Here is a 21,451-nt window from a genome sequence, read left to right on the forward strand (position 1 = left end):
GCCGCGCATGACTCGGGGACCCTTCACCACGCGCGGCGGGCGCGCACCGGCACGACGCCTCGCCCTCGCACTCGCCCTCGTCCTGGGCGTTACCGTCCTGGTCGTGCCCTCCACGTCGTCGCCCGCCGAAGCCCACGGCGGTGGCCACCACGGTCCCGGCCACGAGCCGTCGGTGCGGTTCGCGACGTTCAACGCCTCGCTCAACCGGCCGGCCGAGGGCGACCTGCGGCGCGACCTGACCACCGACGCGAACGCCCAGGCCCGTGCCGTCGCCGAGACGATCCAGCGCGCCCGGCCCGACGTGCTCGTGCTGCAGGAGGTCGACCACGACCCGGAGGCGCTGCGTCTGTTCGAGCGGAACTACCTGGCGCGGGGCTGGAACGGGGCGGAGCCGATCCGCTACCGGTACACGTTCACGGCGCCGGTCAACACGGGCGTCCCGACCGGTCTCGACCTGAACGGCGACGGGACCACGGACGGTCCCGACGACGCGTACGGCTTCGGCGCGTTCCCCGGCCAGTACGGCATGGCGGTGCTGAGCCGCTACCCGATCGACGCGAAGCGGATCCGCACGTTCCAGAAGCAGCTGTGGAAGGACATGCCGGGCAACCGCATGCCGTCCGGCTACTACTCCCCCGAGGCCGTCGACGTCCTGCGCCTGTCGAGCAAGTCCCACTGGGACGTGCCCGTGAAGGTCGGCCGTCGGTCGGTCCACCTGCTCGTCAGCCACCCGACGCCGCCGGTCTTCGACGGCCCCGAGGACCGCAACGGCCGTCGCAACGCCGACGAGATCCGGTTCTGGGCGGACTACGTCGGCTCCCCTCGCCAGGCGCGCTGGATCAGGGACGACAGCGGCCGGCGCGGGGGCCTCTCCCCCGCCGCCCCGTTCGTCGTCGCCGGCGACCTGAACTCCGACCCCGTCGACGGCGACTCCCTCCCCGGTGCCGCGAACCAGCTGCTCGACCTGCCCCGCGTGAACACGTCGGTGACGCCGTCCAGCGAGGGTGCCGTGGAGGCGGCCCGACTGCAGGGCGGGGCGAACGACGCACACCGGGGCGACCCGAGGTTCGACACCGCCGACTTCGCGGAGCCGCCGGGCAACATCCGAGCCGACTACGTGCTGCCGAGCCGGGACCTGCGCATCCGCGACGCCCGCGTCTTCTGGCCCACGCAGGCCGACCCCCTGTCACGGCTCACCGGCACGTTCCCGTTCCCGGCCTCAGACCACCGGCTCGTCTGGGTCGACGTCGACCGGCCCTGACTCCCGGGGACGCAGGATCCTGCGTGCCCCGCAGGTCGGGTCAGAGGACGACGAGGTCGTCACGGTGCACGACCTCGCGCTCGTAGTCGGCCCCCAGCTCGGCGGCCAGCGCGTGCGTGGACCGGCCGATGAGGCTGGGCAGCTCCCCGCTGTCGTAGTTCACGAGCCCGCGGGCCACCGCCTGGCCGTCGGGCCCCACGACGTCGACCGGCTCCCCGGCACCGAACTCGCCACTGACCCCGACGATGCCGGCCGGCAGCAGCGAGGCCTTGCGCGAGGTCAGGGCGGCGACCGCTCCGGCGTCGACGTGCAGCTGGCCCTTGGTCTCGCTCGCGTGCGCGAGCCACAGCAGCCGAGTGGGCCGACGTCGGCCCGTGGGGTGGAAGCGCGTGCCCACCGCCTCGCCCGCGACGGCCGCACCGGCCCGGTCGGCCCCGGCCAGCACCACCGGGATGCCCGCACCCGTGGCGATCCGCGCGGCCTCGATCTTGGTGACCATGCCGCCGGTACCGACCTTCGACCCGACGCGCGCGACGTCGACCTCGAGGAGGTCCTCGGGTCCGTGCACGTCGGGGATCGGCCGTGACGTGGGCAGCGACGGGTGGCCGGTGAAGAGACCGTCGACGTCGGAGAGCAGCACCAGCAGGTCGGCGTGCACGAGGTGCGCCACCAGGGCCGCCAGCCGGTCGTTGTCACCGAAGCGGATCTCGCTCGTGGCCACCGTGTCGTTCTCGTTGACGACCGGCAGCACACCCAGGTCGTGCAGCTTGGCGAACGTCTGGTGCGCGTTTCGGTAGTGGCTGCGGCGGGTCACGTCGTCGACGGTCAGCAGGACCTGGCCCACCGTGATGCCGTGGGCGGCGAACCGCTCGGAGTAGTGCGCTACGAGGGCACCCTGGCCGACGCTGGCCGCGGCCTGCTGCGTCGGCAGGTCCCTGGGACGGGTCGTGAGCCCCAGAGGCCCCAGGCCGGCCGCGATGGCACCGGAGCTGACCAGCACCACCTCGTCGCCCGCTCGCCGGGCTGCGGCGAGGGCCTCCACCACGACGTCGACCTTGGCCGGGTCGAGGTGGCCGGTCGACGACGTCAGCGACGACGAGCCGACCTTGACGACGACCCTCCGGGTCATGCCCCCGTGCCCTCGGTGTCCGCGTCCTCGTCCTCGGAGGTCCAGTCGGGCTCCTCGCCGCGCTCGCGCAGCTCGCGGAACTCGGCCTCCTGCGCCCGCTTGGCGGCCAGCGCCTCGCGACGCTCGACGTTCGTCCGCCGGTCGTCGCGGTCCAGGCGCTGGTCCTCACCACGACGACCCAGCATCTCGGCACCGGCCTCGATCGTGGGGTCGAAGTCGAAGACGACCGCGTCCTCCCAGCCCAGGTCGGCCGTGCCGCCGATGACGACGTCGTCGCCGGGCTCGGCACCGAGCTTCGCGAGGCTGGCCTCCACTCCGAGGCGAGCGAGGCGGTCGGCGAGGTAGCCCACCGCCTCGTCGTTGCTGAAGTCGGTCTGGCCCACCCAGCGGGTGAGCTTGGCGCCACGCACGATCCACTGCTGCTGGCCCTCGGGGCCGCGGCGCTGGTCGACGGTGAACTCCTGGCCCACGCCGGCCTCGGCCGGGGGGCGCAGGACGATGCGGGTGATCTCCTGCGAGGGCGCGTCGGCGCGACGGCGCGCGACGATCTCGGCCATGGCGAACGACAGCTCGCGCAGCCCGGCGTGGCTGGCGGCGGAGACGTCGAACACGTCGTAGCCGCGCTCCTCGAGGTCGGCGCGCACGAACTCGGCGATCTGGGCGGCGTCGGGGACGTCGGTCTTGTTGAGCGCCACCAGCCGCGGGCGCTCGAGCAGGTCCTTGCCGGTGGCACCCTCGGCCAGGCCGTCGGCGTAGGCACGCAGCTCGGCCTCGATGACGTCGAGGTCGCTCAACGGGTCGCGGCCGGGCTCCACCGTCGCGCAGTCGACGACGTGCACGAGGGCCGCGCACCGCTCGACGTGGCGCAGGAAGTCGTGACCGAGGCCGCGTCCCTCGCTGGCACCCTCGATGAGGCCGGGCACGTCGGCCACGGTGAACGTGGTCGACCCCGCGGTGACGACGCCCAGGTTCGGGACCAGGGTGGTGAACGGGTAGTCGGCGATCTTGGGCCGGGCGCGTGACAGGGCGGCGATGAGGCTGGACTTGCCGGCGCTGGGGAACCCGACGAGACCGATGTCGGCCACGACCTTGAGCTCCAGCACGATCGTGCGCTCCTGGCCGGGCTCACCCTTGAGGGCGAAGCCGGGCGCCTTGCGCTTGGCCGACGCCAGGGCCGCGTTGCCGAGACCACCTCGGCCGCCCGCGGCGATGACGAGCTCGGTGCCGGGGCCCACGAGGTCGGCGAGCACCTCGCCGGTGCCGTGCTCACCGCCGGAGCGCACCACCGTTCCGTCGGGGACCTTGAGCACGAGGTCGGCACCATGACCACCACTGCGGTTGCCGCCCTCGCCCGGCGCACCGTTGCCGGCCTTGCGCTTCGGCTCGTGGTGGTAGTCCACGAGCGTGGTCACGTCGGCCGAGACCCGCAGGATGACGTCGCCACCGTGACCGCCGTTGCCGCCGTCGGGCCCGCCGAGCGGCTTGAACTTCTCGCGGTGCACCGACGCGATGCCGTGCCCGCCGTTGCCGCCGACGACGTGCAGCGTCACGCGGTCGACGAAGGTGGGGACGGCCATCGGGTGCTCCTGGGAACGGGGGTGGGAGGGAGGTGCAGGGACGTCGAAGGGGTGGCCCGCATGCGCGGACCACCCCTTCGACGGATGTTCTGCCGGCTACTCGCCCGGAACGATGTTCACGACCTTGCGGCCGCGACGCGTCCCGAACTCGACCGAGCCGGCCGACAGCGCGAAGAGCGTGTCGTCGCCGCCACGGCCGACGTTGGTGCCGGGGTGGAAGTGGGTGCCGCGCTGGCGGACGATGATCTCGCCCGCGTTGACCAGCTGGCCGCCGAAGCGCTTGACGCCGAGGCGCTGGCTGTTGGAGTCGCGGCCGTTCTTGGTGGAGGCTGCGCCCTTCTTGTGTGCCATGAGTTCAGTCCTCTACTTCGCGATGCCGGTGATCTTGACCTGGGTGTACTTCTGACGGTGCCCCTGGCGCTTCTTGTAGCCGGTCTTGTTCTTGTACTTCTGGATGGTGATCTTGGGGCCCTTGGTGCCACCGATGGCCTCGGCGGTCACGGAGACCTGGGAGAGCGAGTCGGCGTCGGCCGTGACGGTGTCACCGTCGACGTACAGGACGGCCGGCAGCGAGACCGCCTCGCCCTGGGCCAGGCCGAGCTGGTCGATCTCGATGACGTCGCCGACGGCGACCTTCTGCTGCGTGCCGCCACTGCGCACGATTGCGTAGACCACGGGATTCCTCACTCGGTTCTTGCTGGAAGCTGTGCTTGCCAAGGCTTGGGGCTGTGCGGGGCCGGGCGAACGCAGCGGGCTGGTTCGGCGACCGGTGCCGGGCTCTCGCCCGGGCATGCGGATCGGCGCGCAGGGCACGCCGACACATCATTCTACGGACCGTCACCCGGCTCGGTCAAAACGGGGGCGTCCTCGCTGGTGGAGGCCCGGTCGCCGTCCGTCTCCGACACCTCGGGAGCGGACTCCTGCTCGGCCTCGGGCAGAGGGTCCTGCACGGGCTCGGCAGCGGTCTCGGCCTCCGGCGCGACGGCGTCCTCGACAGCCTGGTCGCCCGTCTCGGGTGCGGGGCTCTCGGGCTCGAGCGCGGCGTCGACGGCGGGTGCAGGAGTCTCCTGCTCCGACGGCTCCGACGGCTCGGCAGGCGCCGAAGCGCCGTCCTCGGGCGTCGGCACGTCCTTCGGGGGCCCCGAACGGCGGGAGGACCGGCCCGAGGACGACGAGGTCGTCCTCGACGTCGTCGACTCCGAGGAGTCGGCCTCGTCCGTCGCCGGCTTCTGCTGCCCGCGACGCGAGCCACCGTTGCCGTTGCTCGACCCGTTGCCGTTGCCGTTGTTGCCGCCGCCGCCGTTGTTGCCGCCGCCGCCGTTGCCACCGCCGCCGTTGTTGCCGCCGCCGCCGTTGCCGCCGCCGTTCGATCCACCGTTGTCGTTGCCACCGTTGCCGCCACGACCACGACGCTGGCGTCCGCCGCCTCGCGGCTCGTCCTTCTTCGGCTCGACCGGCTCGGCCGTGATGACCACACCGCGCCCGTTGCAGTGGTCGCAGTCGGTGCTGAACGACTCGAGCAGGCCGGTGCCGATCCGCTTGCGGGTCATCTGCACGAGCCCGAGCGACGTCACCTCGGCCACCTGGTGGCGGGTGCGGTCGCGGCCCAGGCACTCGACCAGGCGACGCAGGACCAGGTCACGGTTGCTCTCGAGCACCATGTCGATGAAGTCGATGACGATGATGCCGCCGATGTCGCGCAGCCGGAGCTGGCGGACGATCTCCTCGGCGGCCTCGAGGTTGTTCTTGGTGACCGTCTCCTCGAGGTTGCCCCCGGAGCCGGTGAACTTGCCGGTGTTGACGTCGACCACGGTCATGGCCTCGGTCCGGTCGATCACGAGCGAGCCGCCCGAGGGCAGCCAGACCTTGCGGTCCAGCGCCTTGTGGATCTGCTCGTCGATGCGCAGCACGTCGAAGGAGTCGCGGCCGTCGTGCTCGGCGGGCGACCACTCCTGCAGTCGCTCGGCGAGGTCGGGTGCGACGTGACGCAGGTAGCCGGAGATGTTGTCCCAGGCGTCGGAGCCCTCGACGACGAGCGAGGCGAAGTCCTCGTTGAACAGGTCGCGCACGACCTTGATCACGAGGTCGGGCTCGGCGTACAGGAGCTGGGGGCCCTTCGCGGAGGGCGTCCCGTCCTCCCCGATGCCGGCCTTGGCCTTGATGTCGTCCCAGCGCGCGGTGAGCGCGGTGACGTCGCGGGTCAGCTGGTCCTCGCTGGCGCCCTCGGCGGCCGTGCGGACGATGACGCCGGCGTCCTCGGGGAGCACCTCCTTGAGGAGGGCCTTGAGCCGGGCGCGCTCGGTGTCGGGCAGCTTGCGGGAGATGCCGTTGGACTGGCCGCCCGGGACGTAGACCAGGAAGCGGCCCGGCAGGCTGATCTGGCTCGTGAGCCGCGCGCCCTTCTGGCCGATCGGGTCCTTCGAGACCTGCACGAGGATCTGCTGGCCGGGGGTCAGCGCCTCCTCGATCTTGCGGGCCTTGCCGTTCTGCACACCGCTCCAGTCGACCTCGCCGGCGTAGATGACGGCGTTGCGACCGGCACCGATGTCGACGAAGGCGGCCTCCATGCTGGGCAGGACGTTCTGGACCTTGCCGAGGTAGACGTTGCCGATGAGCGACGTCTGGGACTCACGGGCCACGTAGTGCTCGACGAGCACGGAGTCCTCGAGCACGGCGATCTGGGTGTAGGCGTCGCTCTCGGCGCCGGAGCCCTTCGAGACGTGCTGGCGGACGACCATCTGACGGTCGACGGCCTCGCGCCGGGCCAGGAACTCGGCCTCGGACACGATCGGGGCGCGGCGCCGTCCGGCCTCACGGCCCTCGCGGCGGCGCTGCTTCTTGGCCTCCAGGCGCGTGGACCCGGCCACGCCGGTGATCTCGTCCTCGGGGTTGCGACCCTCGCGAACCCGCACGACGGTGTTCTCCGGATCGTCGGGCGAGGCGGACGCGCGCTCGCCCGAGCGGGCGCGACGCCGGCGGCGGCGGGTGTTGGTGCTCTGGCCCTCGCCGTCTCCCCCGTCACCGGAGTCGTCCTGGTTCGACGAGCCGCCGGCTCCGTCGTCCTGGCCCTTGACCTCGCCGGACTCGGCACCGTCGGAGGAGTCCGAGCCGTCGCGGGTGTCGTCACTCTTGTTGCGACGACGTCCGCCGCGGCTGCGGCGACGACGCTTGGGACCGCCACCGGATCCGTCACCGGAGTCGTCGCCCTGCTCGTCGGAGTCCGTGCCGTCGGAAGAACGCCCCTCGGAGGACCGGTCGTCGCGGGCGGGCGCCGTCACGGGCTCGGGAGCCTGGAACGCCACGGCTGCGGTCCCGGCATCGTCGCCGGATGCCGCGGGCTTGCGACCGCTGCGCTTCCTGGCGGGCCGGTCACCGCTGCTCGCGCGGTCGTCGCTCGCCGTCGAGGCCTCCTGGCCGGACGCGGTCGCGTCGGCTTCCTCAGGAGCAGCGTCGTCCTTGACCGCGGTCTTCTTCGCCGCGGTCTTCTTGGTGGCCGAGCCCGCGGAGGTGCTCTTCTTGGCGGGCTTCTTGGCCGCCGCCTTCTTCGCCGGGGCGTCGGGGGACCCGGTGTCGCCGTCGGACCCGCCCGAGGGGGCCGCCTTCTTGGCGGTCCGTCTGGCCGGGGCCTCCTGCGTCGAGCCGGCGTCGGACGCGTCGGAGTCCTTCGTGGCGGGGTCCTTGCCGGACGCGGCACGCGACGGAGCCTTCTTCGCCGGGGCCTCGGGCGGGGCGAAGATGTCGGTGCTCACGGCCGCGGGAGGTCCCGCCGGCCGGGCGGCGGCCCGTCGTCTCGTGCGCGAGGTGGTGCTGGTCTCGGTGGTGGGTGTGTTCTTGTCGTCGTCGAGCATGTGCTCTCCTCAGGCCCCGTGAGCGCCTACGTGAGGCCGGGGTTCTGCGTCTGCGGCTCCTCGCCCGAGGGCTCGGTCACCGAAAGTCTTCTGGCGGCGCCGGGGCGCTGGGGCGTCCCGGGTGGTCGACGTCCGGCCTGTCACACGGCTCCCCGTCCGTCCCGCCGCGGTCAGCACCTGTCAGGATGCGTCGCGGTCGAGGGCGAGTGGATCGCCGACCGTCCCGTTCTCCACGTCCAGAGGACCCTGGGCCGAGCGTGTCGCCAGGGGCGTCTGCTCGAGCTCGAGGCCCCCGCGGTTGCGGAGTCCGGTGAGTACGTCGTCCGGTCGGACCGACGGGTTCTGGTGTCGGACGACCACCGTCAGTATCGCATACGCCACACCCGAGGTGTCGGACGAACCAACGGAGAGTGACTGGACGGCGGCACGGGCGTCGAACGTCCGCAGACCTCGTTTGGTCATCCGCTCGACGTCGACCTGCTCGGCCGCGAGGAATGCGTCGGCCGCCTCCCGGACCTGCTCCGGCGCGGTTCCGCGCAGCTCGATCACCCACTCGCTCGCCTCGAGCCGGTCCGCCAGCGAGCCCCCGCCCTCGCGTGCAGGAACCACCTCCAGCACGTCGATGCCGGGCGGCAGGGCGTCGTCCAGCGCCACGCGGACGGACTCGGGATCACGCTGCTGCGTGAGCCCGATCTCGAGGAACTCGGCCTCGCTCGCCGCGCCGGTGGGAGCCGCTCCGGCGTAGGAGATCTTCGGGTGGGGCGTGTAGCCCGACGAGAACGCGATCGGCACCTGGGCGCGGCGGACCGCGCGCTCGAAGGCACGACCGAAGTCGCGGTGGCTGGTGAACCGCAGCCGGCCACGCTTGGCGTAGCGGATGCGCAGCCGCTGGACGATGGGCAGCTGCGGGTTGGGCGCCTCCGGGTTGGGGGTGCCACGCAGGGTCGTGCTGCCGTCGGACATGGGGCCGACCCTACCGAGGTCGGCGTCCGCAGGCTCTCGCCGAGGGCCGCGTGCGGACGCCTCCCGACGGTGGCGTTGGATGTCTCGGTGAGCTCCTCGTCGTCGGTCCGTCGCGGGGGTCCCGCCTGGCTCGTGGGGGCCGCGATCGTGCTGCTCGCGCTCAACCTGCGCGTGGCGATCGGCAGCGTCGGGGTGGTCATCGACCCCCTGCGCGACGACCTCGGCATGAGCGCCACGGTCGCGGGCGTCCTGACCACGCTGCCCGTGCTGTGCTTCGCCGTCTTCGGGACGACGGCAGCGCGCGTGGTCCGTCTGCTCGGTCTCGACCGCACCGCCGCCGCACTGCTGGCCGTGCTGGCCCTCGGGCTCCTCGCCCGGTCGGTCGTCGACTCCACCGCGCTCTTCCTCGTGCTGTCGGTCGTGGCGCTCGCCGCGTGCGCGGTGGGCAACGTGGTGCTGCCCGCCCTCGCGAAGGAGCACTTCCCCGACCGGCTCCCCCTCGTCGGCTCGCTCTACGGCGCCGCGCTCATGGCCGGCGGCGCCGTGAGCTCGGTCGTCACGGTGCCGGCCGCGGACGCGCTCGGTGGCTGGCGGCCCGGCATCGCGGTGTGGGCCGTACTGAGCGTGGCCGCCCTGCTGCCGTGGCTGCCGATCGCGGCCCGTGCCGGGCGCGCGGGGCGCGACGTCCGACCGGTCGGACCGTCGCTGGCCCGGCTCGCCCGCAGCCGACTCGCCTGGGCCTGCGCCCTCTGCTTCGGCGCGCAGTCGGCCCAGGCCTACGCCCAGTTCGGCTGGTTCCCGACGATCCTGGCCGACGCCGGGCTCGCGCAGGGCACCGCCGGTGCGATGCAGGGACTGCTCGGGGCCGTCGGCATCCCGATGACCCTCCTGCTGCCACCGTTGGTGGCCCGCCTCGGAGGCCGCGGCATCCTCCCGTGGGTCTTCGCCGCCCTGACCGCGAGCGGCTGGGCCGGGGTCCTGTGGGCCCCGACCGCGGCTCCGTGGCTCTGGGCGATCCTGCTCGGGCTCGGCGGGTGCGCGTTCACCTGGGTGCTGATCATGTTCGGCCGTCGCGCCTCGACGACGGAGGGCACGGCCTCGCTGTCGGCGTTCGCGCAGTCCGTCGGCTACCTCGTGGCCGGGCTCGGACCGTTCGGCACCGGCCTGCTGCACGACGTGACCGGCTCGTGGACCGCACCGGTCACGGTGCTCATGCTCGGCGCCGTCCTCATCGGCGTCTTCGGCACCCTCGTGGACCGCGGCGGGACGATCGAGGACGAGCTCGAGCGCCCTGCCGCCTGAGTCCGCTCAGACCACCGAGAGCGGCAGCAGCTTCTGGCCCGTCGGGCCGATCTGGATGTCGGTGCCCATCTGCGGGCACACGCCGCAGTCGTAGCAGGGCGTCCAGCGGCAGTCCTCGATCTCGAGGGCGTCGGGGTCGAGCGCGTCCTGCCAGTCCTCCCAGAGCCACTCCTTGTCGAGACCGGCGTCGAGGTGGTCCCACGGGAGCACCTCGTCGTGGTCGCGCTCACGGGTCGTGTACCAGTCGAGGTCGACCGGCTCGTCGGCCAGGACCTCGGCGGTCGCGGACTCCCAGCGCTCGAACGAGAAGTGCTCGCTCCAGCCGTCGAACCGACCGCCGTCACGCCACACCGCCTCGACGATCCGCCCGACCCGTCGGTCACCGCGCGACAGCAGTCCCTCGACGATCCCGGGCCGTCCGTCGTGGTACCGGAAGCCGATGGCACGACCGAAGCGCTTGTCCGACTGCACGGACTCACGCAGCTTGCGCAGGCGCTCGTCGGTGGTCTCGTGGTCGAGCTGCGCGGCCCACTGGAACGGGGTCTGCGGCTTGGGCACGAAGCCGCCGATGCTCACGGTGCAGCGGATGTCGCGGCGCCCCGACGCCTCGCGTCCGGCCTCGATGACCCGCTTGGCGAGCTCTCCGATCTGCAGGACGTCCTCGTCGGTCTCGGTGGGCAGGCCGCACATGAAGTAGAGCTTCACCTGGCGCCAGCCGTGCGAGTAGGCGGCGGTGACGGTGCGGATGAGGTCGTCCTCGGTGACCGCCTTGTTGATGACCTTGCGCAGACGCTCGCTGCCGCCCTCGGGCGCGAACGTGAGCCCCGAGCGTCGGCCGTTGCGGCTGAACTCGTTGGCCAGCGTGATGTTGAAGGCGTCGACGCGGGTCGACGGCAGCGACAGCGACGTGTTGGTGCCCTCGTAGCGGTCGCCGAGCTGCTTGGCGAGGTCGCCGATCTCGGTGTGGTCGGCGCTGGAGAGGCTGAGGAGGCCGACCTCCTGGTAGCCCGACTCCTTCAGACCGGTGTCGATCATGTCGCCGATGGTCTGCAGCGAGCGCTCGCGCACGGGGCGCGTGATCATGCCTGCCTGGCAGAACCGGCAGCCGCGCGTGCAGCCACGGAAGATCTCGACCGAGTACCGCTCGTGCACCGTCTCGGCCAGCGGCACCAGCGGCTTGCGCGGGTACGGCCACTGGTCGAGGTCCATGACGGTGTGCTTGGCCACGCGCCACGGCACGCCCTCGCGGTTGGGCCGGACCGACGCGATGCGGCCGTCGTCGCGGTAGTCGACGTCGTAGAACTTCGGCACGTACACGCCCCCTGAGGCCGCGAGCCGCAGCAGCAGCTCGTCGCGGCCGCCAGGACGCCCCTCGTCCTTCCACTCGCGCACGACCTCGCTGATGGCGAGCGCGATCTCCTCGCCGTCGCCGAGCACGGCGGCGTCGAGGAAGTCGGCGACCGGCTCGGGGTTGAAGGCGCTGTGGCCGCCCGCGAGCACGATCGGGTCGTCGTCGGTGCGGTCGACGGCGTGCAGCGGGATGCCGGCCAGGTCGAGCGCCGTGAGCATGTTGGTGTAGCCGAGCTCGGTGGCGAAGGAGATGCCCAGCACGTCGAACGCGCGCACGGGACGGTGCGCGTCGACCGTGAACTGCGGGATGCCGTGCTCCCGCATGACGGCCTCCATGTCGGCCTGCACCGCGTACGTGCGCTCGGCCAGCAGCCAGTCACGCTCGTTCAGCACCTCGTAGAGGATCTGGACGCCCTGGTTCGGCAGCCCGACCTCGTAGGCGTCGGGGTACATGAGCGCCCAGCGCACGCTGACGTCGTCCCACTCCTTGACGGTGGCGTTGAGCTCGCCGCCGACGTACTGGATGGGCTTGCCCACCGTCGGCAGGAGCGGCTCGAGACGGGGGAAGACGGACTCGACGGACATGGCCCCAGGCTACGCGGCGTCCGGGACCTGAGAGAACGCCTGCGCCGTCTCAGCAACGTTGCCTAGGATGGTGGCTTCGTCCTGGGCCCTTCCCCGCCCTCTTTCCGTCGAGCTGGACAGGAGTGCGTGTGCGTCACGACGACCTCGTCGACCGGTCGGGCGGTCGGCACCGGATGGCACGCCACCGCGCACCATCGGCCTTCGAACGCCGGCGCGACCGCACCCTCGACCTGCTGGCCGACGTCGCCGACGCCCTGCCAAGCGGCCGCACGCTCACGACCTTCGCCGTCGGCGGGGTCGTCGTGGCCGCCGGTCTGACCGCCGGCGCCCAGGCCGTGGGAGCCGGTGACAGCGCCGCCGCCGCGACCGGGCTGCGCCCCGTGTCGGCCATCGCGACGCCGCTCGTCCAGGCCCAGCGCGTGTCCGACGCCGTGATCGTCGACCAGGGCGCCCAGCGCCGGGTCGAGGAGGTCCAGGCCAAGGCCGACGGACAGCAGCGTGCCACCGCGCAGGCGAAGAAGGAGGCCGCCGAGCGCAAGGAGGCCGCCGCGAAGGCGAAGCGCGAGAAGGAGCGGCAGGCGGCGCTGGAGGCCGCCGACCCCAAGGTCGTCGCACGCGCCATGCTCGCCGACTACGGCTGGGACGAGGGCCAGTTCTCCTGCCTCGACAACATCTGGAGCCAGGAGAGCGGCTGGCGCGTGGACGCCGAGAACCCGTCCTCGGGTGCCTACGGCATCCCGCAGTCCCTGCCGGGCACCAAGATGGCCAGCGCCGGCAGCGACTGGCGCACCAACCCGGCGACCCAGATCGAGTGGGGCCTCGGCTACATCGAGGGTCGCTACGGCTCACCGTGCGCGGCGTGGGACTTCAAGAAGGGCGCCGGCTGGTACTGAGCGCGACTCCGTACGCTTGACTGCCATGGGTCTGTTCAATCGACGCAAGCCGCCGATCTCGGTCTCCTACGTGCCGAAGGCGTCCGATCCGGACGCGCCCGACCAGACGGTCACGCTGAGCAACGGCTCCGAGGTGGGCCTGCGCCCGATCCTGCGGTTCGTGCCCCGCGACCAGTACGGTCGCGAACTGCCGAACGTCGAGGTCGGCACGGTGCTGGGCATCGACCGTGGCGCCGTGGTGGCGCCCCCCGGTTCCGCCGCCACCGACGTGCTGCACTTCCATGGCCAGGGCGCCCGCAACGTGCGCGGCGTCGAGGTGCACGTCGAGGGCATGGAGCAGGTGGACCTCGACGGCATCGTGGCCCCGGTCGAGGCGCTCATGGTCGACCTCGAGGAGCACGCCACGCTCGACCCGCAGGACTTCTGGGGGATCGGCCTGGTGAATCGCAACGAGGTGCCGATCAGCGTCGGCGTGACGCTCGTGGAGTACGAGGATCGGGTGGGCGACGCGCCCCGCCAGGCCGTCGACGCCGTGACCCTCGACGGCACCGTCGACCTCGCCTCGCAGTCCCACGAGGTCGTCTGGCTCCCCGAGGAGGTCCGCGGCCGCTTCCACGGCGTCCTCGCCCACGTCGTCGTCCCCTGGACCGGCCCCACCGAGCCCCCTCCCCTCGACCCCGCCTGACCCCTCTAGAGGACGCAAGATTCTGCCTTCGTGAGCGAGAGTCCGAACGATGCTGCGTTGACGACGGGATCCGGACGCGAACGCAGCATCGATCGGGACGCCGGTACTGAACGCAGAATCTTGCGTCGCCCCGTCCACAGGGCTCTCGCGCCCGCGTGCCTCCGTCCACAGCCTTCGGCCGCACCCTTCGTCCGGGGCCGGACGGCCGACACGGTGGAGGCATGCAGACCGTCATGTCCGTCCGCCAGACCGTCGAGCTGTTCGGGGCCTGGCCTGTGCGTCAGCGCCTCCGCGCCGGTGTCTGGCAGCGCCCGTGCCGAGGTGTCGTCGTCACGCACAACGGTGTCCTGACCCTGCACGAACGAGACCTGGTCGCGCTCGCCTCCTCTCCCCCGCGTGCGGCCCTCGCCGGCTCCTCGGCGCTCCGACAGGACGGCTTCGACGCGCGCGACCCCCGCCATCTCGTCGTCCTGCCGGCGGGAGCACGGGCGCCGTCGTGGGACCGCGCCACCGCGCACTGGTCGCACGAGCTGACCGATGTCGACGTGCATCCCACGCACCGGCCGAGACGGACCAGGCCAGCGCGGTCGATCCTCGACACCGCCTCGTGGAGCAGCAACGAACGCTACGCACGCTGGATCGTGATCAGCGCCCTGCAGGCCGGTCTCGTCACCACCCGGCACCTGCGTGAGGCCCTGACCCGCCGCGGTCGGTGTCGGCATCGCAGCGTGATCGTCTCGTCGATCCTCGACGCGGCCGGCGGGATCCAGTCGGTCCCCGAGCGAGACTTCGCGGCCATCTGGCGAGCCACCGGGCTCCCCGTCGCCACACGGCAAGAGGCGGTGCGTGGTCCGGCTGGTCGCTTCTACCTCGACGTATGGAGCGAGCGCCTCGGGTTCGGCGTCGAGGTGCACGGGATCCCGCACCTCGCCATCGAGCAGTGGGACGAGGACCTGGTCCGAGCCAACGAGATCGTGATCACCGGCCGACACGGGCTGACCTTCTCGTCGTACTCGGTTCGCCACCACCCCCACACCGTGATGGACCAGCTCGACCGGATGGCACGGGCCCACGGGTGGGAAGGCGCCCTGGCCCCCGAGCTCCTTCCCCGGTCACCATCCTGGGACCCAGAGCAACGCAAGATGCTGCGTTCAGGTGCGAGCAGCTCAAGTGTTCTGCGTTCGTGACGGGATTCGGACACGAAGGCAGAACCCTTCGGCCTTCCACTCATGAACGCAGAATCTTGCGTCCGCCGGAGGCGTCAGGCGAGGGAGGGGAACCAGAGGGCGATCTCGCGGGCCGCGGACTCCTCGGAGTCGGACGCGTGGACGAGGTTCTCGCGGTTGGACAGGGAGAGGTCACCGCGGACGGTGCCGGGGGCGGCGGCCCGGCCGTCGGTGGCGCCGTTCAGGGCGCGGACGACCGCGATCGCCTCGTCGCCCTCGAGCACGAGCGCCACGAGCGGGCCCGACGTCGCGAAGTCGCGCAGCGGCGGGTACCAGGGCTGCTCGACGTGCTCGGCGTAGTGCGCGTCGGCCTGGGCGGCGTCGATGGCGCGGTGCTCCATGGCCACGATCGTGAGGCCCTTCGCCTCGTAGCGGCCGAGGACCTCACCGACGAGACCACGACGGACGGCGTCGGGCTTGAGCAGGACGAGCGTGCGCTGGGACATGGCCTCAACCTAGCGAAGGCCCCCGCTCGTCCGTCCGGTGGTGCGCCCGTCGGTAGCGTGGTCCGTGCCGACCCCAGCGAGCCCGACCCCGAGGAATCCATGAGCAACCAGCCCTGGTGGCGCCACGCCGTCATCTACCAGGTGTACCCCCGGTCGTGGGCCGACGCCGACGGCGACGGCATCGGCGACCTGCCCGGCATCACCTCCCGGCTCGAGCACCTCGCCGACCTCGGCGTCGACGCCCTGTGGCTGTCGCCTTTCTACGTGTCCCCGCAGAACGACGCCGGCTACGACGTCGCCGACTTCCGCGACGTCGACCCGCTGTTCGGCACCCTCGACGACTTCGACGCCCTCGTCGAGCGGGCCCACGGACTCGGTCTTCGGGTGATCGTCGACGTCGTGCCGAACCACTCCTCGAGCGAGCACCCCTGGTTCCAGGCGGCGCTCGCCGCCGGCCCCGGCAGCCCCGAGCGGGCGCGGTACGTCTTCCGGCCCGGCAAGGGCACCGACGGCGCCGAGCCGCCCAACAACTGGACCTCGAACTTCGGAGGTCCGGCCTGGACACGCGTCACCGAGGCCGACGGCACCCCCGGCGAGTGGTACCTGCACCTGTTCGACGTCACGCAGCCCGACTTCGACTGGACCAACCCCGAGGTCCGCGAGGAGCTGCTCTCGGTGCTGCGCTTCTGGCTCGACCGCGGTGTCGACGGCTTCCGCATCGACGTCGCGCACGGGCTGATCAAGGCCGACGGCCTTCCCGACGCCGACCTCCTGCTCGACACGGTCGGCAGCCACACGCGCCTGCTGCCGATGTGGGACCAGCCGGGAGTGCACGACGTCTACCGCAGCTGGCGCACCCTCGTCGAGGGCTACGCCGGGTCGCTCGCCGACCTGTGGGGCCAGGACGACGACCGGATGCTCTGCGGCGAGGCGTGGGTGGAACCCGCGCACGCGCTCGCGCAGTACGTGCGTCCCGACGAGCTGCACCAGACGTTCAACTTCTCGTTCCTGCTGACGCCGTGGGACGCCCCCGCCCTGCGCGACGCGATCGGCCGGTCCCTCGAGAGCGCCGCCGACGTCGGCGCCCCGCAGACCTGGGTGCTCTCGAACCACGACGTCGTGCGGCACGCCACGCGGCTGGGTCGCTCCGACGCCACCCGTGTCGTCGACACGGAGGGCATCGGCCCCGACGACGAGCAGCCCGACGCGGAGCTGGGCCTGCGCCGGGCCCGCGCGGCGACCACCCTCATGCTCGCCCTCCCGGGGTCGGCCTACCTGTACCAGGGCGAGGAGCTGGGCCTGCCCGACGCCACCGAGCTCCCCACCGACGTGCTTCAGGACCCCACCTGGGAGCTCTCGGGCCACGAGCGACGAGGGCGCGACGGCTGCCGCGTGCCCGTCCCGTGGGAGTCCACCGGCCCGTCGCTCGGCTTCGGCCCCGAGGGCGAGCCGTGGCTGCCGCAGCCGTCGGCCTACGCGGACCTGGCGCCTGCCCGCCAGCGCGGCGTCGAGGGCTCGACGCTCGAGCTGTACCGCACGCTGCTGCGACTGCGGCGCGAGCTCGACCTGGGCACGCGGTCGCTCGCGTGGATCGAGGACGGTGACGACCACGGCGTGGAGCACGTCGACGGACTGCTGTCGTTCGCGCTCGTCGCCAGCGGTGGCGACGTGGTGGCGACCGTCCACGCCAACGTGTCGTCGGTGCCGGTCCCCCGGCCTCCGGGCGAGCTGCTCGTCTCCAGCGGCGAGGTCGCTGACGACCACCTGCCCGCCGACACCACGGTCTGGCTCCGCCCTCACCCGGCCTGATCGCGACCGCGGCGACCCCGGGGTTGCGCCCCCGACGGCACCGTCCTACGTTGATGACTCCCGTGTGGCACCGGTCACGTCGGGGACGGAGGGAAAGGGGACCCGACCCATGGCGACCACGCGACGTCGGACGGCGGTGATGGTCGCGAGTCTCGCCCTCGGCTCCTCGCTCCTCGCCGCCTGTGGCGGATCCGAGGGCAAGCCCACGCTCAACTGGTACATCAACCCGGACGGCCAGGACACCCTGAACAAGCTGGCCGAGGACTGCAGCACCGACGACTACGACATCGCCATCCAGCTGCTCCCGGCCAGCGCCACCGACCAGCGCACGCAGCTCGCGCGCCGGCTCGCCGCGGGTGACAGCTCCACCGACCTCATGAGCCTCGACCCGGTGTTCGTCCCCGAGTTCGCCAACGCCAAGTGGCTGAAGCCGTTCGAGGGCGACCTCGCCGACCAGGTGCTCGACGACGACGTCCTCAAGGGCGCGGCCGAGACCGTCACCTGGAACGACCAGGTCGTCGCCGCGCCGCAGTGGGCCAACACGCAGGTCGTGTGGTTCCGCAAGTCCCTCGCCGAGGCCGCCGGGCTCGACATGAGCCAGCCGGTCACCTGGGACCAAGTCATCGACGCGGCCTCCGAGGAGGGCGGCACCGTCGGCGTGCAGGCCAACCGCTACGAGGCGTACGTCGTGTGGATCAACTCGCTCATCCAGGGCGCCGGCGGCAATATCCTCGACCCCGACACCGTCGAGGACGGCCGCGACGCGAAGGTCACGATCGACTCGGCGGCCGGCAAGGACGCCGCTGCGGTCATCGAGAAGCTCGCCGACTCCCCCGCCGCCCAGCCCGACCTCACCACCTCGAACGAGGGCACGAGCCTCGGCCAGATGTTCCCCGAGAACGGTCCCGGTGAGTTCATGACCAACTGGACCTTCGTCTACAAGAACTACGAGGGCCTCATCGGCAAGCCCGGTGGCCCGGCGGACGAGCAGGCGTTCGAGGACCTCGGCTACGCGCGCTACCCGCAGACCGTCGAGGGCGAGGAGTCCCGGCCCCCGATCGGCGGCATCGACATCGGCGTCGGCGCGTTCTCCAAGCACCCCGACTTCGCGCAGGAGGCTGCCGTCTGCGTCACGAACGCCGAGGCGCAGTCGGCCCTGGCCGTCAACGAGGGCCTCATGCCGTCGCGCCAGTCGGTCTACGACTCCGCCGAGCTCAAGGAGGCCTACCCGGCCGACCTGCTGCAGCTCTACAGCGAGAGCGTCGATACCGGCGGCCCGCGCCCCAAGAGCGCCTTCTACAGCCAGGTCTCGAGCGCCATCCAGTCCCGCTGGCACTCGCCCCGCTCGGTGAGCCCGGACTCGACGCCGAAGCAGTCGGCCGACTTCCTGACCGCGATCCTCCGAGGGGAGGCACTCCTGTGAGCACCGCCACCGCCCCCAAGAAGGCCCCGAAGAAGTCCGCGAGCAAGCCCGTCGCGTCGGACCGCGCCAAGGCGGAGAGCCGCCTCGCGTTGTACCTCGTGGCCCCGGCCGTCGCACTGATGCTGCTGGTCACCGCGTTCCCGATGCTGCGCGCGCTCTACCTGTCGCTGTTCAGCTACTCGCTCACCGCTCCCGATGACCGTGAGTTCGTGGGCCTGGCCAACTACGGGACCGCCCTGACCGACCGGCTGTTCTGGATCGACACGGCCAACACGGTCGGCATCATGATCATCACCGTGGCGTTCGAGCTCGTCATCGGCTTCGTCTTCGCCATGGTCATGCACCGGCTGATCTTCGCCCGCGGCCTCGTCCGCACGTCGATCCTCATCCCCTACGGCATCATCACCGTCGTCTCGGGCTTCGCGTGGCAGTTCGCGTTCTCCAACACGAACGGCTTCGTGAACGGCTGGATCCCCTTCCTCGGCGACGACTTCACGTGGTTCGCGGAGTACCAGACGTCGATGGTGGCGATCATGGTCTCGGAGATCTGGAAGACGACGCCGTTCATGGCGCTGCTCCTGCTCGCCGGCCTCGCGCAGGTCCCCGAGGACATGCTGGAGGCGGCCAAGGTCGACGGGGCCACGTGGTGGCAGCGGCTCTGGAAGGTGATCCTGCCGAACATGCGGGCGGCGATCATGGTGGCCGTGCTGTTCCGCGCGCTCGACGCCTACCGCATCTTCGACAACATCTTCGTCATGACCGCCGGTGCCAACAACACAGAGTCGATCTCGTTCCTCACCTACCGGCAGGTGATCGAGCAGTTCCAGCTCGGCATCGGCTCGGCCCTCTCGGTGCTGCTGTTCCTGTCGGTGCTCGTGGTGGCGTTCGTGATCGTCAAGGTGTTCCGGGTCAACCTCGCGGACGCACGGCAGGAGGGCTGACATGAACAAGAACGCTGCGACCCGCATCGGCACGCTCGTCGGCTTCGTCGCCATCATGATCTGGTGCCTCCTCCCGGTGGCCTGGATCATCTCGCTGTCCTTCAAGAGCCAGGAGGCGGTCACCAACGGCAGCCCCGGCTTCTTCCCCTCCAGCGGAGGTGGCGCAGGCTGGCAGAACTACGCCGACGTCATCGCCGACGAGCAGTTCCGTCGGGCGATCTTCAACTCGATCGGCATCTCGCTCATCGCGACCCTGCTCTCCGTCGCCCTGGCCACGCTCACCGCCTACGCGGTCGCGCGGCTGGAGTTCAAGGGCAAGCGGTTCGTGCTCACCACCGCCCTCGTCATCGCCATGTTCCCCGTGGTCTCGCTCGTCGGGCCGCTGTTCGACATGTGGCGCACGCTCGGGATCTACGACACGTGGCCCGGCCTCATCATCCCCTACATGAGCTTCACCCTCCCCCTCGCGATCTGGACGCTCTCGGCGTTCTTCCGCGAGATCCCGTGGGAGATGGAGCAGGCCGCGCAGGTCGACGGGGCGACCTCGTGGCAGGCCTTCCGCAAGGTCATCGTCCCGCTCGCGGCACCCGGTGTGTTCACCGCCGCGATCCTGACGTTCTTCTTCGCGTGGAACGACTTCGTGTTCGGCATCTCGCTGACGTCCACCGAGAACGCACGACCCATCCCCGCGGCACTGTCGTTCTTCGTCGGTGCCGACCCGTTCAACCGGCCGGCGTCCTTGCTGGCCGCGGGTGCCGTGGTCGCGACGATCCCGGTCATCCTCCTCGTCCTCTTCTTCCAGCGAAAGATCGTCGCGGGCCTCACCGCCGGCGCAGTGAAGGGTTGATCCCATGGCCACCATCGAGATGAAGAACATCGTCAAGAAGTACGGGGACGGCTTCCCCGCCGTGAACGACATCAGCATCGACGTCGAGGACGGGGAGTTCCTGATCCTGGTCGGCCCGTCGGGCTGCGGGAAGTCGACCCTGCTGCGCATGATCGTGGGTCTGGAGGACATCAGCTCCGGCGACATGATCATCGACGGCGACCGGGTCAACGACCTGGCACCGCGCGACCGCAACCTGGCCATGGTCTTCCAGAACTACGCGCTCTACCCGCACCTGACGGTCTACGAGAACATCGCCTTCCCGCTGCGCCTGAAGAAGGTGCCGGAGAAGGAGATCGACGAGAAGGTCCGCCAGGCCAGCAAGACGCTCGACCTCGACGAGCACCTCGAGCGCAAGCCCGGCAACCTCTCCGGCGGCCAGCGCCAGCGCGTGGCCATGGGTCGTGCCATCGTGCGCGACGCCAAGGCGTTCCTGTTCGACGAGCCGCTGTCGAACCTCGACGCCAAGCTGCGTGGCCAGATGCGCACCGAGATCGCGCGCCTGCAGAAGCAGCTCGGCATCACGACCGTGTACGTGACGCACGACCAGACCGAGGCGATGACGCTCGGCGACCGCGTCGCGGTCATGAAGCGCGGGATCCTGCAGCAGCTCGCCTCCCCGCGTGAGCTGTACGAGCAGCCGGTCAACCTCTTCGTCGCCGGCTTCATCGGCTCGCCGCCGATGAACTTCCTGCCGGCCACCGTGGAGGACGGGAAGATCACCTTGCCGTTCGGCACCTTCCCGCTGCCCGCCGACAAGGCCGCGCGCGCCGAGGGCAAGGGCCTCATGCTGGCCGGCATCCGCCCCGAGCACTTCGAGGACGTGTCAGTGCTGAAGGACGAGGCCGACTCCTCGCGCACGTTCGAGGCGCACATCGACGTGCGGGAGTGGCTCGGCGACCAGCAGTACGCCTACGTGCCCTACGACGCCGACGCCACCACGCAGGACCAGCTGCGCGAGCTCGCCCGCGAGGCCGACAGCGAGTCGCTGCGCACGCAGCTGGTCGTCTCGCTCGACGCCGCCAGCAAGATCACCGACGACGACAACACGGTGCTGTTCATCGACACCGACAAGCTGCACCTGTTCGACCCGACGAGCGGGGAGAACCTCACCGTCGGTCTCTAGC

The 21,451-nt window shown here is 71.4% G+C and carries 18 protein-coding genes; 10 read left to right on the forward strand and 8 right to left on the reverse strand.

Features of this window, described 5'->3' with window-relative positions; all coding sequences use genetic code 11:
* Positions 1 to 7: 7 nt before the first annotated feature.
* A complete protein-coding gene (locus ASF37_RS15985) occupies positions 8 to 1,261 on the forward strand; it encodes an endonuclease/exonuclease/phosphatase family protein (RefSeq protein WP_056581663.1) in 1,254 nt (417 codons plus the stop codon).
* A 40-nt stretch (positions 1,262 to 1,301) separates the two neighbouring features.
* On the opposite strand, the gene proB is transcribed toward ASF37_RS15985, so the two are convergent.
* From proB to ASF37_RS16015, 6 genes are all read right to left on the reverse strand, one after another.
* Positions 1,302 to 2,390, reverse strand: a complete 1,089-nt coding sequence (gene proB, locus ASF37_RS15990; protein ID WP_056581666.1) for a glutamate 5-kinase — start codon at positions 2,388 to 2,390, stop codon at positions 1,302 to 1,304.
* Positions 2,387 to 3,967: a GTPase ObgE gene (gene obgE, locus ASF37_RS15995; RefSeq protein WP_056581668.1), complete on the reverse strand. Its 1,581-nt coding sequence runs from the start codon at positions 3,965 to 3,967 to the stop codon at positions 2,387 to 2,389. The genes proB and obgE overlap by 4 nt, the downstream gene beginning before the upstream one ends.
* Positions 3,968 to 4,063: 96 nt before the next feature.
* Positions 4,064 to 4,318: a 50S ribosomal protein L27 gene (gene rpmA, locus ASF37_RS16000; RefSeq protein WP_055965140.1), complete on the reverse strand. Its 255-nt coding sequence runs from the start codon at positions 4,316 to 4,318 to the stop codon at positions 4,064 to 4,066.
* Between the two features lie 12 nt (positions 4,319 to 4,330).
* A complete protein-coding gene (gene rplU / locus ASF37_RS16005) occupies positions 4,331 to 4,642 on the reverse strand; it encodes a 50S ribosomal protein L21 (RefSeq protein WP_055965138.1) in 312 nt (103 codons plus the stop codon).
* Between the two features lie 152 nt (positions 4,643 to 4,794).
* Positions 4,795 to 7,815 (reverse strand): Rne/Rng family ribonuclease, encoded by a 3,021-nt coding sequence (locus tag ASF37_RS16010; RefSeq protein ID WP_056581677.1) that lies wholly within the window; start codon positions 7,813 to 7,815, stop codon positions 4,795 to 4,797.
* A gap of 180 nt (positions 7,816 to 7,995) precedes the next feature.
* On the reverse strand, positions 7,996 to 8,778 hold the full coding sequence (locus ASF37_RS16015; RefSeq protein WP_156364821.1) for a TIGR03936 family radical SAM-associated protein: 783 nt from the start codon (positions 8,776 to 8,778) through the stop codon (positions 7,996 to 7,998).
* A gap of 87 nt (positions 8,779 to 8,865) precedes the next feature.
* On the opposite strand from ASF37_RS16015, the gene ASF37_RS16020 reads away from it, so the two are divergent.
* A complete protein-coding gene (locus tag ASF37_RS16020; RefSeq protein WP_056576015.1) occupies positions 8,866 to 10,080 on the forward strand; it encodes an MFS transporter in 1,215 nt (404 codons plus the stop codon).
* Between the two features lie 6 nt (positions 10,081 to 10,086).
* On the opposite strand, the gene ASF37_RS16025 is transcribed toward ASF37_RS16020, so the two are convergent.
* The gene (locus tag ASF37_RS16025) at positions 10,087 to 12,015 is read right to left on the reverse strand and encodes a TIGR03960 family B12-binding radical SAM protein (RefSeq protein WP_055965128.1); all 1,929 of its coding nucleotides are present in this window, start codon (positions 12,013 to 12,015) and stop codon (positions 10,087 to 10,089) included.
* Positions 12,016 to 12,143: 128 nt separating this feature from the next.
* Here ASF37_RS16025 and ASF37_RS17515 point away from each other — a divergent pair, with 128 nt between their 5' ends.
* From ASF37_RS17515 to ASF37_RS16040, 3 genes are all read left to right on the forward strand, one after another.
* Positions 12,144 to 12,908 carry a lytic transglycosylase domain-containing protein gene (locus ASF37_RS17515; protein ID WP_055965124.1) on the forward strand — a complete coding sequence of 255 codons (765 nt, stop codon included), beginning with the start codon at positions 12,144 to 12,146 and terminating at the stop codon, positions 12,906 to 12,908.
* 25 nt (positions 12,909 to 12,933) lie between these two features.
* Positions 12,934 to 13,593: a hypothetical protein gene (locus ASF37_RS16035; RefSeq protein ID WP_056555244.1), complete on the forward strand. Its 660-nt coding sequence runs from the start codon at positions 12,934 to 12,936 to the stop codon at positions 13,591 to 13,593.
* Between the two features lie 221 nt (positions 13,594 to 13,814).
* Positions 13,815 to 14,780 carry a hypothetical protein gene (locus ASF37_RS16040; RefSeq protein WP_056581680.1) on the forward strand — a complete coding sequence of 322 codons (966 nt, stop codon included), beginning with the start codon at positions 13,815 to 13,817 and terminating at the stop codon, positions 14,778 to 14,780.
* A gap of 74 nt (positions 14,781 to 14,854) precedes the next feature.
* Here ASF37_RS16040 and ndk read toward each other — a convergent pair whose 3' ends face one another.
* On the reverse strand, positions 14,855 to 15,265 hold the full coding sequence (ndk, locus tag ASF37_RS16045; protein WP_055965112.1) for a nucleoside-diphosphate kinase: 411 nt from the start codon (positions 15,263 to 15,265) through the stop codon (positions 14,855 to 14,857).
* A 99-nt stretch (positions 15,266 to 15,364) separates the two neighbouring features.
* Between ndk and ASF37_RS16050 the strand changes: the two genes are divergently transcribed.
* From ASF37_RS16050 to ASF37_RS16070, 5 genes are all read left to right on the forward strand, one after another.
* Positions 15,365 to 17,074, forward strand: coding sequence for a glycoside hydrolase family 13 protein (locus tag ASF37_RS16050; protein WP_056581715.1), 1,710 nt, complete (start codon positions 15,365 to 15,367; stop codon positions 17,072 to 17,074).
* Positions 17,075 to 17,183: 109 nt separating this feature from the next.
* Positions 17,184 to 18,497, forward strand: coding sequence for an extracellular solute-binding protein (locus ASF37_RS16055; protein ID WP_056581683.1), 1,314 nt, complete (start codon positions 17,184 to 17,186; stop codon positions 18,495 to 18,497).
* The gene (locus ASF37_RS16060; RefSeq protein ID WP_055965104.1) at positions 18,494 to 19,438 is read left to right on the forward strand and encodes a carbohydrate ABC transporter permease; all 945 of its coding nucleotides are present in this window, start codon (positions 18,494 to 18,496) and stop codon (positions 19,436 to 19,438) included. The genes ASF37_RS16055 and ASF37_RS16060 overlap by 4 nt, the downstream gene beginning before the upstream one ends.
* A gap of 1 nt (position 19,439) precedes the next feature.
* Positions 19,440 to 20,285 carry a carbohydrate ABC transporter permease gene (locus ASF37_RS16065; protein ID WP_055965099.1) on the forward strand — a complete coding sequence of 282 codons (846 nt, stop codon included), beginning with the start codon at positions 19,440 to 19,442 and terminating at the stop codon, positions 20,283 to 20,285.
* Between the two features lie 4 nt (positions 20,286 to 20,289).
* Entirely contained in the window at positions 20,290 to 21,450 is a 1,161-nt protein-coding gene (locus ASF37_RS16070) for an ABC transporter ATP-binding protein (RefSeq protein ID WP_082481966.1), read from the forward strand.
* Position 21,451: the final 1 nt, after the last annotated feature.

Source organism: Aeromicrobium sp. Leaf289 (assembly GCF_001423335.1).
GTDB lineage: Bacteria > Actinomycetota > Actinomycetes > Propionibacteriales > Nocardioidaceae > Aeromicrobium.

Excerpts from the sequence above, each read along its gene's own strand:
- ASF37_RS15985 (WP_056581663.1), top strand. The coding sequence starts at position 8 with ATGACTCGGGGACCCTTCACCACGCGCGGCGGGCGCGCACCGGCACGA.
- proB (WP_056581666.1), bottom strand. The coding sequence starts at position 2,390 with ATGACCCGGAGGGTCGTCGTCAAGGTCGGCTCGTCGTCGCTGACGTCG.
- obgE (WP_056581668.1), bottom strand. The coding sequence starts at position 3,967 with ATGGCCGTCCCCACCTTCGTCGACCGCGTGACGCTGCACGTCGTCGGC.
- rpmA (WP_055965140.1), bottom strand. The coding sequence starts at position 4,318 with ATGGCACACAAGAAGGGCGCAGCCTCCACCAAGAACGGCCGCGACTCC.
- ASF37_RS16010 (WP_056581677.1), bottom strand. The coding sequence starts at position 7,815 with ATGCTCGACGACGACAAGAACACACCCACCACCGAGACCAGCACCACC.
- ASF37_RS16015 (WP_156364821.1), bottom strand. The coding sequence starts at position 8,778 with ATGTCCGACGGCAGCACGACCCTGCGTGGCACCCCCAACCCGGAGGCG.
- ASF37_RS16025 (WP_055965128.1), bottom strand. The coding sequence starts at position 12,015 with ATGTCCGTCGAGTCCGTCTTCCCCCGTCTCGAGCCGCTCCTGCCGACG.
- ASF37_RS16035 (WP_056555244.1), top strand. The coding sequence starts at position 12,934 with ATGGGTCTGTTCAATCGACGCAAGCCGCCGATCTCGGTCTCCTACGTG.
- ASF37_RS16040 (WP_056581680.1), top strand. The coding sequence starts at position 13,815 with ATGCAGACCGTCATGTCCGTCCGCCAGACCGTCGAGCTGTTCGGGGCC.
- ndk (WP_055965112.1), bottom strand. The coding sequence starts at position 15,265 with ATGTCCCAGCGCACGCTCGTCCTGCTCAAGCCCGACGCCGTCCGTCGT.
- ASF37_RS16050 (WP_056581715.1), top strand. The coding sequence starts at position 15,365 with ATGAGCAACCAGCCCTGGTGGCGCCACGCCGTCATCTACCAGGTGTAC.
- ASF37_RS16055 (WP_056581683.1), top strand. The coding sequence starts at position 17,184 with ATGGCGACCACGCGACGTCGGACGGCGGTGATGGTCGCGAGTCTCGCC.
- ASF37_RS16065 (WP_055965099.1), top strand. The coding sequence starts at position 19,440 with ATGAACAAGAACGCTGCGACCCGCATCGGCACGCTCGTCGGCTTCGTC.
- ASF37_RS16070 (WP_082481966.1), top strand. The coding sequence starts at position 20,290 with ATGGCCACCATCGAGATGAAGAACATCGTCAAGAAGTACGGGGACGGC.